General features: G+C 55.1%; 16 protein-coding genes, 2 tRNA genes and 1 rRNA gene. 10 read left to right on the plus strand and 9 right to left on the minus strand.

Features of this window, described 5'->3' with window-relative positions:
* Positions 1-41 precede the first annotated feature (41 nt).
* From OHL19_RS22075 to mtnB, 7 genes are all read right to left on the minus strand, one after another.
* A tRNA-Ala gene (locus tag OHL19_RS22075) sits at positions 42-117 on the minus strand.
* Positions 118-140: 23 nt separating this feature from the next.
* A tRNA-Ile gene (locus OHL19_RS22080) sits at positions 141-217 on the minus strand.
* 292 nt (positions 218-509) lie between these two features.
* Positions 510-2,009 (minus strand): 16S ribosomal RNA (locus OHL19_RS22085).
* A 944-nt stretch (positions 2,010-2,953) separates the two neighbouring features.
* Positions 2,954-3,643 carry a MarC family protein gene (locus OHL19_RS22090; RefSeq protein WP_263360011.1) on the minus strand — a complete coding sequence of 230 codons (690 nt, stop codon included), beginning with the start codon at positions 3,641-3,643 and terminating at the stop codon, positions 2,954-2,956.
* A 54-nt stretch (positions 3,644-3,697) separates the two neighbouring features.
* A complete protein-coding gene (gene mtnC / locus OHL19_RS22095; RefSeq protein WP_263360012.1) occupies positions 3,698-4,387 on the minus strand; it encodes an acireductone synthase in 690 nt (229 codons plus the stop codon).
* A 30-nt stretch (positions 4,388-4,417) separates the two neighbouring features.
* On the minus strand, positions 4,418-4,990 hold the full coding sequence (locus tag OHL19_RS22100; RefSeq protein ID WP_263360013.1) for a 1,2-dihydroxy-3-keto-5-methylthiopentene dioxygenase: 573 nt from the start codon (positions 4,988-4,990) through the stop codon (positions 4,418-4,420).
* A gap of 74 nt (positions 4,991-5,064) precedes the next feature.
* Positions 5,065-5,697 (minus strand): methylthioribulose 1-phosphate dehydratase, encoded by a 633-nt coding sequence (gene mtnB / locus OHL19_RS22105; protein ID WP_263360014.1) that lies wholly within the window; start codon positions 5,695-5,697, stop codon positions 5,065-5,067.
* Between the two features lie 111 nt (positions 5,698-5,808).
* Between mtnB and bla the strand changes: the two genes are divergently transcribed.
* The 6 genes from bla (at position 5,809) to OHL19_RS22135 (ending at position 11,043) form a co-directional block, all read left to right on the plus strand.
* On the plus strand, positions 5,809-6,705 hold the full coding sequence (gene bla / locus OHL19_RS22110) for a subclass B3 metallo-beta-lactamase (protein WP_263360015.1): 897 nt from the start codon (positions 5,809-5,811) through the stop codon (positions 6,703-6,705).
* Positions 6,706-6,771: 66 nt separating this feature from the next.
* Positions 6,772-7,347, plus strand: a complete 576-nt coding sequence (locus OHL19_RS22115; protein WP_263360016.1) for a TetR/AcrR family transcriptional regulator — start codon at positions 6,772-6,774, stop codon at positions 7,345-7,347.
* Between the two features lie 72 nt (positions 7,348-7,419).
* Positions 7,420-7,983: a hypothetical protein gene (locus OHL19_RS22120; protein ID WP_263360017.1), complete on the plus strand. Its 564-nt coding sequence runs from the start codon at positions 7,420-7,422 to the stop codon at positions 7,981-7,983.
* Positions 7,984-8,140: 157 nt separating this feature from the next.
* Positions 8,141-8,905 carry an RNA methyltransferase gene (locus OHL19_RS22125; protein ID WP_263360018.1) on the plus strand — a complete coding sequence of 255 codons (765 nt, stop codon included), beginning with the start codon at positions 8,141-8,143 and terminating at the stop codon, positions 8,903-8,905.
* A gap of 66 nt (positions 8,906-8,971) precedes the next feature.
* A complete protein-coding gene (locus tag OHL19_RS22130) occupies positions 8,972-10,315 on the plus strand; it encodes an energy transducer TonB (protein ID WP_263360019.1) in 1,344 nt (447 codons plus the stop codon).
* 41 nt (positions 10,316-10,356) lie between these two features.
* Positions 10,357-11,043 carry an ankyrin repeat domain-containing protein gene (locus OHL19_RS22135; RefSeq protein WP_263360020.1) on the plus strand — a complete coding sequence of 229 codons (687 nt, stop codon included), beginning with the start codon at positions 10,357-10,359 and terminating at the stop codon, positions 11,041-11,043.
* Here the strand turns inward: OHL19_RS22135 and OHL19_RS22140 are convergent.
* Together OHL19_RS22140 and OHL19_RS22145 are read right to left on the minus strand one after the other, a co-directional pair.
* The gene (locus OHL19_RS22140; protein WP_263360021.1) at positions 11,027-11,542 is read right to left on the minus strand and encodes a hypothetical protein; all 516 of its coding nucleotides are present in this window, start codon (positions 11,540-11,542) and stop codon (positions 11,027-11,029) included. The genes OHL19_RS22135 and OHL19_RS22140 overlap by 17 nt on opposite strands.
* A 157-nt stretch (positions 11,543-11,699) precedes the next feature.
* Positions 11,700-11,873, minus strand: coding sequence for a hypothetical protein (locus tag OHL19_RS22145; RefSeq protein WP_263360022.1), 174 nt, complete (start codon positions 11,871-11,873; stop codon positions 11,700-11,702).
* 56 nt (positions 11,874-11,929) lie between these two features.
* Here OHL19_RS22145 and OHL19_RS22150 point away from each other — a divergent pair, with 56 nt between their 5' ends.
* The 4 genes from OHL19_RS22150 (at position 11,930) to OHL19_RS22165 (ending at position 14,955) form a co-directional block, all read left to right on the plus strand.
* Positions 11,930-12,202 (plus strand): hypothetical protein, encoded by a 273-nt coding sequence (locus tag OHL19_RS22150; RefSeq protein WP_263360023.1) that lies wholly within the window; start codon positions 11,930-11,932, stop codon positions 12,200-12,202.
* A 148-nt stretch (positions 12,203-12,350) separates the two neighbouring features.
* A complete protein-coding gene (locus OHL19_RS22155; RefSeq protein ID WP_263360024.1) occupies positions 12,351-12,629 on the plus strand; it encodes a hypothetical protein in 279 nt (92 codons plus the stop codon).
* Between the two features lie 106 nt (positions 12,630-12,735).
* Positions 12,736-13,815, plus strand: coding sequence for a GTP 3',8-cyclase MoaA (gene moaA, locus OHL19_RS22160; protein WP_263360025.1), 1,080 nt, complete (start codon positions 12,736-12,738; stop codon positions 13,813-13,815).
* An 84-nt stretch (positions 13,816-13,899) separates the two neighbouring features.
* Positions 13,900-14,955 carry a GGDEF domain-containing protein gene (locus tag OHL19_RS22165; RefSeq protein WP_263360026.1) on the plus strand — a complete coding sequence of 352 codons (1,056 nt, stop codon included), beginning with the start codon at positions 13,900-13,902 and terminating at the stop codon, positions 14,953-14,955.
* Positions 14,956-14,993 lie beyond the last annotated feature (38 nt).

Raw genomic sequence — 14,993 nt, forward strand, 5'->3', positions numbered from 1 at the left:
ATTGGCGAAGTATCCAACCAGTTACAGTGAATGCTATGAGATGGTGGAGCTGAACGGGATCGAACCGTTGACCCCCTGCTTGCAAAGCAGGTGCTCTCCCAACTGAGCTACAGCCCCATACTGCGAACTTGCGGCAAAGATGGTGGGCCTGGGTAGATTCGAACTACCGACCTCACCCTTATCAGGGGTGCGCTCTAACCAACTGAGCTACAGGCCCGTTTTGGCTTGGCTGGCACTCCTGGGCGACTGATTAACTGCTAACATCAGCAGCAAACAGCCCGATTGCTCTCAATTCCATCCTCATCATTCAAAAAGGTTTCGAGGACAAGGTTGAACGTGCAGTCCGACTACGTCGGACATGATCATCGTGAATAACTTGCAGTCAGAGAAGGCTTGTATCAGGCTCTCGCAAACTTACGCTTGCGAGGTTGTGTGGCCACCGCATCCTACGTCTCTCGACGTTCCGCTATCGCGGAAGGGATGCTAAATGCCACAGCGTTCTCTCTTAGAAAGGAGGTGATCCAGCCGCAGGTTCTCCTACGGCTACCTTGTTACGACTTCACCCCAATCATGAATTACACCTTGGACGGCTGCCTCCTTGCGGTTAGCCCACCGGCTTCTAGTGCAACCCACTTTCGTGATGTGACGGGCGGTGTGTACAAGGCCCGGGAACGTATTCACCGCGGCATTCTGATCCGCGATTACTAGCGATTCCAGCTTCACGCAGTCGAGTTGCAGACTGCGATCCGAACTGAGGCCGGCTTTTTCCGATTAGCTCCCCCTCGCGGGTTTGCAACGGTTTGTACCGACCATTGTAGCACGTGTGTAGCCCTGGACATAAAGGCCATGAGGACTTGACGTCATCCCCACCTTCCTCCCCGTTATCCGAGGCGGTTCCGCCAGAGTGCCCAACTTAATGATGGCAACTGGAGGTAAGGGTTGCGCTCGTTGCGGGACTTAACCCAACATCTCACGACACGAGCTGACGACAGCCATGCAGCACCTATATACAGGTCTCTTGCGAGACGCCAATGTTTCCACTGGATTCCTGTACATTTCGAGCCCAGGTAAGGTTCTTCGCGTTGCGTCGAATTAAACCACATGCTCCACCGCTTGTGCGGGCCCCCGTCAATTCCTTTGAGTTTCAGCCTTGCGACCGTACTCCCCAGGCGGACTGCTTAACGCGTTAGCTACGGCACGGCGGGATTGGGTACCCGCCACACCAAGCAGTCATCGTTTAGGGCTAGGACTACCAGGGTATCTAATCCTGTTTGCTCCCCTAGCTTTCGAGCCTCAGCGTCAGTTATGGTCCAGTGAGCCGCTTTCGCCACAGGTGTTCCTCCTGATATCTACGCATTTCACCGCTACACCAGGAATTCCACTCACCTCTCCCATACTCAAGCCCGGCAGTTTCTAGTGCAGACTTCGGGTTGAGCCCGAAGATTTCACACAAGACTTACCAAACCGCCTACGCTCCCTTTACGCCCAATAATTCCGAACAACGCTTGCCCCCCTCGTATTACCGCGGCTGCTGGCACGAAGTTAGCCGGGGCTTCTTCTTCCGGTACCGTCATAATCGTCCCGATCGAAAGGAGTTTACATCCCAAGGGATTTCATCCTCCACGCGGCGTTGCTGCGTCAGGGTTTCCCCCATTGCGCAAAATTCCCCACTGCTGCCTCCCGTAGGAGTCTGGACCGTGTTTCAGTTCCAGTGTGTCCGTGCGCCCTCTCAGGCCGGATACCGATCACTGTCTTGGTGGGCCATTACCCCGCCAACTAACTAATCGGCCGCGACCCCCTCCCGAAGCGAATTGCTCCTTTGACCCGTAGGTATTATGCGGTATTAGCAAAGGTTTCCCTTTGTTATTCCCCACTCCAGGGTAGGTTAGTCACGTGTTACTCACCCGTGCGCCACTGTACTCAGGACCGAAGCCCCTTTCTCGTTCGACTTGCATGTGTTAGGCACGCCGCCAGCGTTGATTCTGAGCCAGGATCAAACTCTCGTTTGAAGCTGTTCACCAGTCCTAGGCGACGGAGGTCGACCTGGATCTGGCAGCACCATGCATGAATGCATGATGACTTATGTTGTGAGAATGATCAAGCCAAAGCTGCTTGTCATTTCACGACTGGCACGTTCAACCTATTGTCAAAGATCCTTGCGACCCTCCGCCTAAGCGGTGCCGTTTGGATCGAGGCTTAAGAACTAGTCTTAAGTGTCCTCGAACTTGTGCGCCGATTCAGTCCCGATTCGCTTTCGCGTCATCGTTTCGTCCTCGTTAGCGCCTTTCCCAGTTTACCGTTTGTTCATCGTTCTGTCAACCGCTTTGTTTTCACTCGTTTGCGTTTAGCTTTATGCTCGAGCCGCACATCGTCATTGATCGCGGTTGAAACTCGAAAAACTATACGCCCGAGAGAAAACAGAGGGGACCGATGGATCGGCTTCCGTGAAATCGCTACTGCGCAAAAATTTGAAAGATCAACCAGCATTTCGCCCGAGCCAATATTGGCTCGCGAGGATTTCTCCTCGGGTCTTGCAATGGTAATGTTCTCTGGAGGATTCCCTACAGGGGCTCAGGGAATTTACATCACCTGACCCAACGAACCGGCTTTTCAAATCCCTTTCGGGCGGGCATTTAAGCCACTTGAAAAGCTCCACTGCTCATAAGCAACTTTCTGAGATTATCACTACTTGATCTCATTTGCAAGCCCGTGTCCAAACTTTCTGAAACACTCTGTAAACCGCTTGCGTTGCCTTGATTCTTAATTGTCTTACTGACTACTTCCGTTCGCCCTGTCTTGCTTGGCACCCGGTTGCAACTTTCTGAGAATATCAACCAACCCCAGGGAACGCAAGGCTTTTTCTGTTGAAAACCTGGCCTTTAATGTGGAAATACGAGGAACGTTCAATGTTGATAGGGGTTTCCCTAGTTGCATCTAATTTTCATATAGGCATTTATGGCGTCTGATGAGCGATAACACCCAGATCTGTGAGCCCATTTACGAAGAATTGCATAGCCAGGGCCATCAATAGCATGCCCATGATGCGCACGAGGATGCGAATACCTGTCTCCCCCATAAACTTACGCACCCGGCTGGCCCCTGCGAGTACCCAATAGCTGACAAGGGCGGTAAATGCGATACATCCCAGGATTGCGCCCATTTGCCAGATTGTTGTCACCTGGCCAGCCAGAACCATGACGCTTGAAATCGCACCGGGTCCCGCCAGCATCGGAATTCCCAGCGGGACGACGCCTGCGTCCTCTTTGCTGGCAGCCTCTTCCGTATCGCCACTTGCTTCCTGCGTGGGAGAACGCTTGGCCTCCAGCATATCCAGGCCAATCAGCAACAGAATCAGGCCGCCCGCAATTTCAAACGCCGGCAGCGTAATCCCAAACATAGTGAAGATGTATTTCCCGACCAGGGCAAAAGTCGCCAGCACGATGAAGCAGGTGATCGCTCCCTTGCGAGCCATCCGCGTGCGGCGTGCCTGGTCTGCGCCATTTGTAATAGCCAGAAACGACGGAATTGCGGCAAAAGGATCGACCAGGAAGAAGATGGAACTGATGGCCAGCAGTGAGAAGCGGAAATAGGGCGTCGTCCGCAGTTCATTCAACATGCCCGTCGCTCGGTTATCGATGATCACAATTGGAGGCTACCCCAGGGCAGTGGGAAACACCAGCATCCCACCGAAGTGTCTTTACAAAAGTTCCTCAAACGATGCGGCCGCGATATGACCATTCCTGTCCGAAACCGGCTGATTCCCTTCCCGGAGGCTCAGAGCTGCTTGGCAACCGGCTTCACGCGCCGGACCCAGCTCTCGAACTACATCGGAAACGAAAAGAATCTCTCCTGTTTCCACTCCCAGGCAATTCGCAATCACCCGATAACTCTCGGGCGAAGTCTTGGGCCCGCTGCGCGTATCAAAGTAGGCGGAGATATACGGCCTGAGATCTCCTGCGCTCGAATGCCCAAACAACAGTTGCTGAGCTTCAACGCTTCCGGAAGAGTAGATAGCGACCCTGGCCTTCTTGCTCCAGCGCGCGAAAGCAGGCGCTACGTCTGGAAACACCGTCCCGATCAATTCGCCGGACAAAAAGCCGGAGTTCCATACCTGGCCTTGAATTTTCTTCAATAGAGGGTCTTTGACGTCGCGATCCATCAGATCCAGTAGATGATGCATGGCAGTTGCAATCCTCTGTTCGGGGTCGGCATCGGCTTCTCCGAACGCCGCCAGATCTGCCCGCAACCCCGGCTCATCTATATGGGAGCGAAGAAATGACTCTATATGCTTCCGCGCATAGGGAAAAAGCTGCTCATACACCAGGGAAATGGGCGACGTCGTTCCCTCAACATCTAATAGATAGACCTTAGGAGGCGGAAAGCCCATTCACTCGTCCTTTTAAGCGTTGATGGCTCTTTATGCGCTGATGGTCGTGTTTGCGCGAGCCCCAAGGTACTCCGGACCGAAGCAGATGGGCTGATACCCGGCATCGACACCACTCTCCGTATACTCCGGAGTCCAGCCTTTCGTGTCCTGAAACCAACGGATCGCCCGAATGCGCCGGTCGTTGCACAAGGTAAACCAGTGCGCCGTCCCACTCGGCACGCGGATCATATCCCCTGGCCTGACCTCGACCGATAGCACTCGACCATCTTTCGCGTTCAGGAAAAAGACTCCGCTCCCGGCTAGAATGAACCGAACCTCATCCTCAGAGTGCGTATGCTCGCGGTCGAACTTGCTCAGCATCGCATCCAGCCCCGGAGTTTCAGGATTCACATCGATCACGTCCGCCGTCCGATAGCCGCCAGACCGCTTCATGTCATCGATCTCAACCGCATAAGCTGCCAGGACCTCTTCTGCCGAGGCATCTGCCGAGACGCGGGAAAGATCCCAGCGCTCGTAATCCACGCCCACCGTTGCCAGTTCAGCGCGAATGCCCCGTTCATCGTGAATCGACTTGTCTTCAGCGGGAATAAAAACAATAGCCATAGGAAAAATCCTCCACAAGCAGCAGATGCCCTCAAAACTACAACAGATTCATCTGCACGATACAGAAAAGCAGCTCACAAAGAAGGACTCATCAGCCGTCGAGCCTCAACTTCAAAGAGAAATTCGAGCGCATCGAGATGACGCCGAGCCTCTGCGACCGATTCTCCCCAGGTATACAGTCCATGCCGCCGCAACAAAACCCCATGCGTTCCGGGATGCCGCAACAGCACGGCCTCCAGTTCTGCAGCCAGCCCGACATACTCCTGCGAATTCTCCAGAACCGGTACAAGCTCACGATGCTCATGCGTCCTGACGCCGGAAAGCGCCTTGAGCAGCTCGTAACCTTCCAGAGAAACAGTCCCGGCCGCCGCAAACCGATCCGAGAGCAGCGTATTCCAGACAGTATGAACGTGCAGAATGACTCCAGCCTCGGGCCGTTCGCGATAAATCACACCATGCAACAGTGTTTCCGCTGAAGGCTTGCCCGCACCAGCCAGCACATTGCACTCGGCATCCACCTCCAGAAAATCCGAAGGAGTGATTGCGCCCTTGTCCATGCCACTCGCGGTAATGAATATCCGTCCATGCTCGCGAAAGCTGAAATTTCCCGCCGTCGCCGGAACCCAGCTTCGTGCATGGCACTCATGCGCCACGCGACAGAGAGCATGTGCCTGTTGAATCGAGTCGTTCCATTCCACTGCGATCATTGACTACCTTTGCTATTCCACAAAAACTTCTGCGCACATTCTCTCAGACGGAGAGGCATAGCCGCCGAATTCTCCTATACTTGGCCGGAAGCTAATCTGGAGCACCCTCTCATGTTCAAGCGAAAATCCTGCCTTGCTCTCCTTTTTATTTGCCTCATCTGTTTCACAACGAACAACTTAAGAGCCGATCAGAATCCGGACTGGACCACTCCGATGGCTCCTTACCGGATCGCAGGCAATCTGTATTATGTCGGCAGCCGCGATTTGGCCAGCTATCTGGTCACTACGCCACAGGGGCTCATTCTCATCAACAGCAATCTCACCAGCTCTGGCCCGCAGATCCGGAGAAGTGTCGAAAAGCTTGGCTTCCGCTTCAGCGATATCAAAATCCTGCTGATCAGCCATGCCCACTACGACCATTGTGCTGGCAGCTCCGCTATCAAGAAACTTACCGGCGCAAAGTACATGGTCATGGACGCCGACGTTCCGGTAATCGAATCGGGCGGCAAGGGAGATTTCCAGTACGGCGCCCACAAAGAAATGCTCTATCCTGCCACAAAAGTCGATCGCATTCTGCACGATGGCGAGGAAGTTCGTCTGGGTAATGTAGTACTGGTGGCTCATAGAACCGCTGGACACACCAAGGGCTGCACCACGTGGACACTCAAAGTCCTCCAAAACGGCAAAAACGACAGCGGCAAAACCTACAATGTAGTCATCGTCGGCAGCCCCAACGTCAACCCGGGCTATAAATTAGTCAATAATCCCAAATATCCCAAGATGGCTGCCGACTTTGCGCACCAGTTTCGCATCCTGAAAGCTTTACCCTGCGACATCTTTCTCGGGGCTCACGGCAGTTATTACGACATGCTTGCCAAGTACGCTCGCCTTCAGGCTGGAGACGCAATGGCGTTTGTGGACCCCTCTGGCTACCAGGGATTCGTCGCCGAACGTCAGAAGGCCTTTGAAGCAGAACTAGCCAGACAAAAACAAACTGAACGTAAGTGATAGCCGCGAGAAATAAATAGTCGGCAACTATTGAATCTATACCTACTAGTAGGTAGTCTTATTGTCATGCAACCGAATACTGCAGATCGGATTCTACAAACCGCACACTCCCTGATAGCCAACCTAGGTTACTCGGCGTTCAGCTACGCCGACATTTCTGAGGCGGTCGAAATCCGGAAGGCAAGCGTTCATCACCATTTTGCAACCAAAGCCGACCTGGTTGTGGAGGTTCTAAAGGCACATCGCGAACGGCTTGTAGCGGCGACTGAGTTTCTCGATGAACAAATCGAAGATCCTCTGGCTCGTTTGCAGGCATATGTGCAGCACTGGGAGCGCTGTATTTTAGGCAAAACGGAGCCCTTCTGCGTTGCGGCCCTACTTGCTGCTGAACTCCCAGGTCTGCCTCAAGAGGTACGGGAAGAAGTTCATTTGCATTTCGAATGCCTGAGTGCTTGGATACAGCGGACGATGGAAGCTGGTGTAGAAAAGCATGTCCTCAAGCTTCAACAGCCTGCTGAAAATGAGGCGCAAGTATTCATGGCGCTAGTCCACGGAGCCATGCTTTCGGCACGGGTATACGGAACACTTGAGGTTTTTCACACAGTTACGTCGTCAGCCCTGCAACGAATTTCCGCAATTTAACTCTTAGGGATAAGCATCCAGAGCTATTTCCCTGCTACTTTAACCTACCAACTAGAAGATAGAGGAGATATCATGTCTGAATCCATTTCGCCCGACTTGCTCGTTACCCTGCGTTTGCGCAACCTGTACTTCACCCGCACTGCTGTTCAATTGCTCTGGGCTGGCGTCGTCCTGGCCACGGCTGTCACTAACCCTCCCGTGGCTGCGGCACTCCTCATTGCGTACCCACTCTGGGATGTCGCCTGCACCATTCATGATCTGAAGTCCGCTGCCTCAAACGCCAGGACGGTACAGTACCTGAACGTCGCGCTTGGAATCGCTACAGCGATCGGGCTTGGTTTCACCGCGTTTTCGCAGCCAGCTTATGCCGTGGCGATCTTCGGTGGATGGGCGTTGACGGCTGGATTTCTCCAACTCGTGGTCGGTATCCTTCGCAAAAAACAATTTGGAGGACAGTGGGCGATGATTCTGAGCGGAATTCAATCCGCAGTTGCCGGTGTCGCCTTCATCCTGGGCGGTCTGGGCGGCAAGTTGCATATCAAAGACTTGGGGGGATATGCCATCTTCGGCGGCCTTTACTTCCTCATCGCCGGCATTCTACTGAATCGCAAACTTTCTTCCTTCGCGCGGAAGTAGCCCTCGCTTGCGAACTGCTTGCTGCTCTAAAGGAACGATGGGCCACGGACTTCCTTCGGAAGATCGTGGCCTTGTTGTTTCCGAGGGTGACGACCAGCCAGGCGCTCCGCAAATGCCCTAAAATCAAGACTTGCTGACTCCACAACAATGCGAACAGTTGGAAGTAGTTCTCGTCTCCCCGCGTAACCCGCTCAATATTGGCGCAGCAGCGCGGGCCATGGCTAACTTCGGCTTCCGCAGGCTCACTATCGTCGCGCCTTTTGCCACCAACTGGACCGAAGCCAAATCAGCCGTAGGCGCACCCGACCTGCTTCGCGAAGCCCGGGTCCTCGAAACTCTAGCCGAAGCTGTCGCCGACTGCACTTTCGTTCTCGGCACCGGTTCGCTTGATCGCCGCCGTCCGGAGCAAACTATCCTCGGGCTCCCCGACGCAGCAGCGCAGGTTCGGCAGGCGCTTTTTCCGGGGCATACACTTTCCCCAGATCGAAGCAACGGCCGGGTCGCTCTGCTCTTCGGCTCAGAAAAACACGGCCTCACCAGCGAAGACCTTTCCTGGTGCCACGCCATCACCGTTATAGATACCTGCGACACACAGCCCTCGATGAATCTCGGCCAGGCTGTAGCCGTATGCCTCTACGAGATTTCGCGCAGCGGTGAAGCAACACCCGGCAACGTTAATCTGGTGACCGGCGAGAGCGACCGCCATCTGCCCGACTCCGAACAACTCGACCGGCTGGCCAGCCTGATCGAAGAAACTATGGCCAGCGTCAACTACGCAACCCGCGGAATGCGCTCTGCCAATGGCGAAGCCCTGCGGGTTCTGTTGCGCCGCCTGATGCCGAACGACGCCGATCTGCGGCGCATGATGGGTCTTTTTCGCCGCATTCTCTGGCAGCTTCGACACAGTGGCAACAGGAGCTGACAGATTTCCTCGATAAATCACACGGAGATCGCCTAGAACCCTGCTAAAGTTTGGCGCAAGGCCTTTATGCAATTTCTTGCGAAATCATCCCATACCTCCCTTAATAAAGCCGCCGGAACACTCCGGCAAGATCGCCTTCAGTTCCAGGCGTCCACCGTTCTGCTCGGGGTTTTCTTCCTCGGGGTTCTTTTTGTAGTCCCAGTGGCATTTGCCGGACAAGCACCCTCCCCTGCGCCACAGCCCGCTGCCGCACCGGCATCCCAACCAGCAGCTACGCCTGCGCCCCAACCTGCCCAGCCAGTCGCCGAAACACCGGCTACCAACAATCCCAAAGAATCTTCTGCGCTCAGCGAAGAAGAACTCAAGCGCGAACTGGTCGGCAAACCGCTCTTCCTGCGCAATAGCCTTCTCGGCGATTCGCTCAGCTTCAATGAACATGGCGACGTGCTTGGGCATCCGACTGTCGGATCCTTTACACTCAGCGCCGTAGAGATCGAAAAAATCCGCCTGACTAAGCATAAAGTCGAGTTGGAGGGTACGCGCTATGCACTCCACTTTCTCGGAGCAACTCCATACGAAGACGGCTCCAATGCTATCGATCGCGTGAGGATTACTCCGAAAAAGAAAGTCCTGAAGATCACCATCGACCGCGAACAACTGATTAAAGAGAAGAAATCCAAAGAAGAAAAGAAGAAGGGTAAGACGGCAACCGGAACCGTCCAGCCGGGCAGTACTGCACCCGGTGCAGGCCCAGTCGCCTCTTCAGAAACAGACACTGCCGCACCTGAACTCCAGGCAGAAACAGCCACTGCATCGGAAGAGAAGCCTACACCGGAGGCCGAAAAAGCCGCCGACCCGGCCAGCCAGACGAGCACCACCTCGCCAGCCCACGCTGTCCAGGTGCTTCGAGATGCACTGAGTCGCATATTCGCCGCAGAGATCGATCCACAGATGCGCTCGAAAATGCCCCAGTTCTGGCAGCTCTACTACCAGGCCAAGAGCGCTGGCGTCGAATATCGCCCTTCCGATCCGAATGTGCTTCGTTCAAACGCGGTCGATCAGCAAGCTAAAGTCATCACGTTCATCAAGCCAGAGTCGAATGAATTCGCCCAGGCCAACGGCATCGCGGGCAGTGCTCTCTATCGCACTGTCGTAGGCGCAGACGGCAAACCGGCCGAGATCGCCGTAGTTCGCCCCATCGGCTTCGGACTCGATGAAAACGCAGTAGCCGCCATCCGCAAAGCCTCCTTTAACCCTGCAATCAAAGCTGGTCAGCCTGTCGCCGAATCACTCGATCTGGCGGTGATCTTCCGCATATATTCCAAACTCACCTCGGGCACTGCGCCTGAAACCCCAGCGCAGGCGCCGCAGCCAATCAAACCCGGGCCTTATAGTGTTAAACAGCCCTGACGGTTGTCGCGGGCTCTTTAGCAATTCGAGGTTTGGCAGGAATGAGTCAGCAATACCTGAAATGGATTCAACGCGGGGCGTCGGTTGAAGTAGCCGACGCCGTTGTCGCAGACCCCTCGCTCATCACATGGCGAGATGTGCAGGGAGTTTCTGCCCTGATGTGGGCCATCTACAGCGGACAAACGCTGATTCGCGATTACCTGCTCTTCCAACTGGCGCAGGCCGGTGGGTCGTTGGACGTCTTTGAAGCCTCTGCCGTAGGCGAAGCTGAATTGCTGGAAGAAGGGCTCAAACGCTCTCCCGCCCACGCAAATGCCTTGTCCGGCGATGGTTGGACACCGCTGCACCTGGCCGCCGCTTTCGGTACTCCGGAAACCGTCCAGGTATTGCTGGCCAACGGAGCGTCCGTTGCCACCGTCTCGAAGAACGCACAGAAAAATCAGCCACTCCACGCAGCCCTGGCCCTCGGTCGCAATGCCGAAACCGTCCGCCTTCTACTCGAAGCTGGTGCCGATCCAAATGCCACGCAGACCGGCGGCTACACCGCGCTGTTCTCCGCCGCCGGCGCAAATCGCACCGACCTCGTCGAACTTCTTACCGCCCACGGAGCGGACCCGTCCATTCGCAACGACTTCGGTCAATCCCCAGCCGAACTGGCCCGCGAACGCGGCTACAGCGAGTTGGCCGACCGTCTAAGCATTGTGACTGCCGCTACGAAACCTTCGTAAACAACAGTTTCTGGTGAGTGATCGAGGCATCGGGATTGGTGATGGTGTAAACCCACACCCCATCCGTCCCTTTTGCCGACCGCGTAAAGCTGCCCTTGGTGATCGTGCCGTCGGGATCTTTCTGTGTCTCGATCAGGATTCCATTTTCAACCGAGTAGGCGTACGTAGACGCGCTCCCACTCAACTGATGCGGCTGTCCGTCCGCAGGAGCCTTGTAGCCATAGGTTCCCTGCGAACCGCTGTCGTAGGTCACAGTCGCGGTGAACTCGATCAGTTCCGGCGTAGCGCTGGTGAACTTGATGGTCATGTCTCTCAGCTTGGCGCCGTCGCCAAAATCGCTCTTGGCCGCGTTCAGCTTCCATTCGCCAAGTACGGGAAATTGCTGCGTGGTCGCACTCGCTGGCGCGGCTTGAACAGCCTGTCCATTAAGAACCTGAGGCATGGCAGCTGACAGGTGAGTGGCCAGGACCACGCAACTGCATAAAACAATCTTTCTCATGGGGTGACTCCGGAGAGCAACTATAGTCCAATCCGAGCCACTCTGCCGAGAGGATTTTTCAAGCATGTCTGCAATTTTTCAATAGCTGATCGGAACCGCCCTTAAACCGCCTATAGGAATGATTGTCCGTTCCTGTTTTTAAATTCATTTACAAAAACTATACGTCCGTCTCGATAAGCTGCTCCAGAGAAGGCTTGTGCTTGCTCTCGCGGCCCTCCGGTTTGGGCTTATCGTCGAGCACTCGCCCTGGCTTCGGCTGGCCCACCTGTTCGCGTGCGTTTGCCTTTACAGCCTTGGTTACGGAGAACTTCTCGGTTTTTCGTTTCGTCATGACAATGTGAGTATGGAATACTTTTGAGCGGAACGATAGCTGGAATGGAGTTGGAAATGGAAGAACGCGAATTTTTTACTGAAACCAACGAGCAACGGACCCATACGCTCGTCTGTCCTCACTGCGGTCAACCAAGCGACCATAAGATCAACTGGGTCGTCCGGCGCAAACGCGCGCAGTTGCCGCGCAATGCAGATGAACGTGACCGGGCAAAATTCGCCAAAGCACAACCCTACATGGTGCGTAAAGACGATCAGGTCATGTGCGGTAATATTCGCTGCCGCAAGCGCTTTGAAATCACGTCGCTACAGACGCTCGCCTTTTTATAGATCGCGAACAGCCCGTTTTGGGATCAGGTTATGAGACAGGTGCGGGGAGAACAGACAACTTTCAGCCGAAGGAGTTGCAACCAGCCCCCGCACCCCGTTTACAATCACAGTGCAATTACGAACGAACTATTTAGGAGAGATATCGTCCATGGCCAATATGCTGCTGCCCCTGGAAGAACGCAACCTGACCCCCGACCAGGTCGAAGCGTTGGATAAGCGCCGTGACCTGGGGCTGACGCTCCAGGTAGTCGCAGGACAATTTTCCGTGGTCTGTGTCCTGCTTCTTTTGTGGGTTGGCCAGGATCTGACGTACTCTCCGGGCTGGGCGCACCCGATGGCTTTCTACATGGCGATTGCGCTGGGTATCGTCTTTGTCTGCGGACTTACCGGCACACTCATGCGCCGTGGCGTTCCCCAGCTCGACTAGTCCTCGAACTGAATTCAAAACACGCCTGGGATTGCTGTGCCGTAGTCACGCCCAGTCCCAGGGGGTGTAGCAGCGCTGTCGCCAATGCGATAGCCTGATAACAGCAATGGCAACCGTTCCCGAGATCGTTCCCCAAAACATCCCCGGAAATCTTCCGCACGCAACAAGCGCGTCTTCCGCATCCTCGTCGATCGGCCGGCTTCTGGACGGCCACGGCCGCACCATTACCGACCTCCGCGTCTCCATCACTGATCGCTGCAACTACAAATGTGTCTACTGCCGCACCGGCGAAGTGGGCGCGCAATACGCTGAGCTCTCGACCGAAGAATATCTGCGGCTGATCCGCAACTTCGTCTCCCTCGGCATTGAAAAAGTGCGACTCACCGGCGGCGAACCCCTGCTGCGACGCGACCTCACCGAGATGGTGCGCGAACTGGCTACGTGGCGAACTCCCACTGGTCAGCCGCTCGACATTGCAATCACCACCAACGGCCACCTGCTTGAAAAACTAGCCGCGCCCCTCAAAGCTGCCGGCCTCAGCCGCGTCACTGTCAGCATGGACGCAGTCGAACAAGCCACATTCGAGCGGGTGACGCGCGTTCCCGGAAGTTTCCCCGCCGTCGTGCGCGGCATTCGCGCAGCACAAAACGCTGGCCTCGGCCCCGTCAAGATCAACTGCGTTCTACTGCGCGGCTTCAACGATGACCAGGTAGAAGGCTTCGGCCGGTTCGCTCGTGAACAGAACGTCATCGTCCGCTTTATCGAGTTCATGCCTCTCGAAGAGGGCCGCCTGTGGAGCCCTGAAATGGTCATCCCACTCACCGAAATCGTTGCGCGTCTCAACACCGTATTCCCGCTGCAAAGATTAGCCGCCAACGCGCCCAGCGAAACAGCAAGGCGCTTTGGATTCACCGACGGCATCGGCGAAATCGGCATTATCGCTCCAGTCACGCAGGCTTTCTGCGGAGCGTGCAGCCGCATCCGCCTCACCTCCGACGGTAAGATACGCACTTGCCTCTTCTCGCAAGAGGATCACGATCTTTATGGCCAAATGCGCGCCGGTGCATCCGATTTAAACCTGCAAGAATATATTCTTCGTATAGTTCAAAAGAAGGAAGCGCGACATCACATAGGGGAACCCGGTTTCCTCAAGCCATCCAGATCGATGGTTCACATAGGCGGCTAGCTTGCCAATGCGGATGCAAGTTCGCATTCCTGAAGACAAACCTGGCAATGCGATAGCTTTCTCAATCCTTGCCTCAGAAAATAGTTGGACTACGAGAAAGATCAGCCTATCCAGCCCATGCCAAATGAGAATGAAAATCGAGGCCCGCTGAAAGATCTACTGGTCTTTCACGAACTGGCGCGTGCCCTCACCTCAAGCCTCGACCTGAACGCTATTCCATACACCATGCTCGAATACATGGAACGCTTCATCGACGCTGAGCTGTGGGCGCTCCTGATGGTAGACCACGAGCGCCAGGAACTCTACTACGTTACCGCCGCCGGAGATAAACTATCCGGACTACGCGACCTTCGCGTCAAAATCGGCGAAGGCCTTGCCGGTTGGGTCGCGGAGCACGGCGAGACCCTCATCATTCCTGAAGCCGCCTCGGATCAACGCCTCACCGCAGTATCCCAAAGCCATACATTTTCTGTGCATTCAGCTATTGGCATGCCTATCCGCGGACGCAAAGGAACCCACGGCGTACTCGAAATCTTTAACCCCAATCTGGACGAAAACTCCGACTACACCATAGCCTTCCTGCATATCCTGGTGGACTACGCCGCCATCGCTATCGAAAACGCGCAGGAAGTAGCCCGCGCACAGCTCCTCACCATCACTGACGATGTAACCGGCCTCTTCAATGCGCGCCATCTCTACGAAGCATTGGAATCGGAGCTTGCTACCAGCAAACGCGAATCGAGCAGCCTGAGCCTGATGTTCCTCGACCTTGATCGCTTCAAGATGATCAATGACAACTACGGACACCTGGTGGGCAGCAACCTGCTGGGGCGTGTAGGGAAACGTTTGCGAGAACTTTGCCGCATCAACGATATCTGCTTCCGCTATGGCGGAGACGAATTCGTAGTCCTGATGCCCGACACTTCAAAAAACGAAGCAGCAAGACTCGCAAAGGATGTCCACGCAAGCCTGTCCAATAGCCTGTTCGTAATCAAAGAAGGACTCGAACTCAACATCGGCTCCAGCATCGGCGTAGCCACCTATCCAAACGATGGCAAAACCAGCCACGAGATCCTGGGCACAGCAGACAAGCGAATGTACTCGGTAAAAAGCAGCGGCCGCGGCCGCGTCATGGTCTAAACGTTGTAGCCTTCTGCAAAATTGCGATGAAAGCTTGC

Origin of the sequence: Acidicapsa ligni, from assembly GCF_025685655.1 — a bacterium.
In the GTDB taxonomy this organism is placed as follows: domain Bacteria; phylum Acidobacteriota; class Terriglobia; order Terriglobales; family Acidobacteriaceae; genus Acidicapsa; species Acidicapsa ligni.

Excerpts from the sequence above, each read along its gene's own strand:
- OHL19_RS22145 (WP_263360022.1), bottom strand. The coding sequence starts at position 11,873 with ATGACGAAACGAAAAACCGAGAAGTTCTCCGTAACCAAGGCTGTAAAG.
- moaA (WP_263360025.1), top strand. The coding sequence starts at position 12,736 with ATGGCAACCGTTCCCGAGATCGTTCCCCAAAACATCCCCGGAAATCTT.
- mtnB (WP_263360014.1), bottom strand. The coding sequence starts at position 5,697 with ATGATCGCAGTGGAATGGAACGACTCGATTCAACAGGCACATGCTCTC.
- OHL19_RS22155 (WP_263360024.1), top strand. The coding sequence starts at position 12,351 with ATGGCCAATATGCTGCTGCCCCTGGAAGAACGCAACCTGACCCCCGAC.
- OHL19_RS22150 (WP_263360023.1), top strand. The coding sequence starts at position 11,930 with ATGGAAGAACGCGAATTTTTTACTGAAACCAACGAGCAACGGACCCAT.
- OHL19_RS22135 (WP_263360020.1), top strand. The coding sequence starts at position 10,357 with ATGAGTCAGCAATACCTGAAATGGATTCAACGCGGGGCGTCGGTTGAA.
- OHL19_RS22115 (WP_263360016.1), top strand. The coding sequence starts at position 6,772 with ATGCAACCGAATACTGCAGATCGGATTCTACAAACCGCACACTCCCTG.
- bla (WP_263360015.1), top strand. The coding sequence starts at position 5,809 with ATGTTCAAGCGAAAATCCTGCCTTGCTCTCCTTTTTATTTGCCTCATC.
- OHL19_RS22130 (WP_263360019.1), top strand. The coding sequence starts at position 8,972 with ATGCAATTTCTTGCGAAATCATCCCATACCTCCCTTAATAAAGCCGCC.
- OHL19_RS22120 (WP_263360017.1), top strand. The coding sequence starts at position 7,420 with ATGTCTGAATCCATTTCGCCCGACTTGCTCGTTACCCTGCGTTTGCGC.
- mtnC (WP_263360012.1), bottom strand. The coding sequence starts at position 4,387 with ATGGGCTTTCCGCCTCCTAAGGTCTATCTATTAGATGTTGAGGGAACG.
- OHL19_RS22100 (WP_263360013.1), bottom strand. The coding sequence starts at position 4,990 with ATGGCTATTGTTTTTATTCCCGCTGAAGACAAGTCGATTCACGATGAA.
- OHL19_RS22140 (WP_263360021.1), bottom strand. The coding sequence starts at position 11,542 with ATGAGAAAGATTGTTTTATGCAGTTGCGTGGTCCTGGCCACTCACCTG.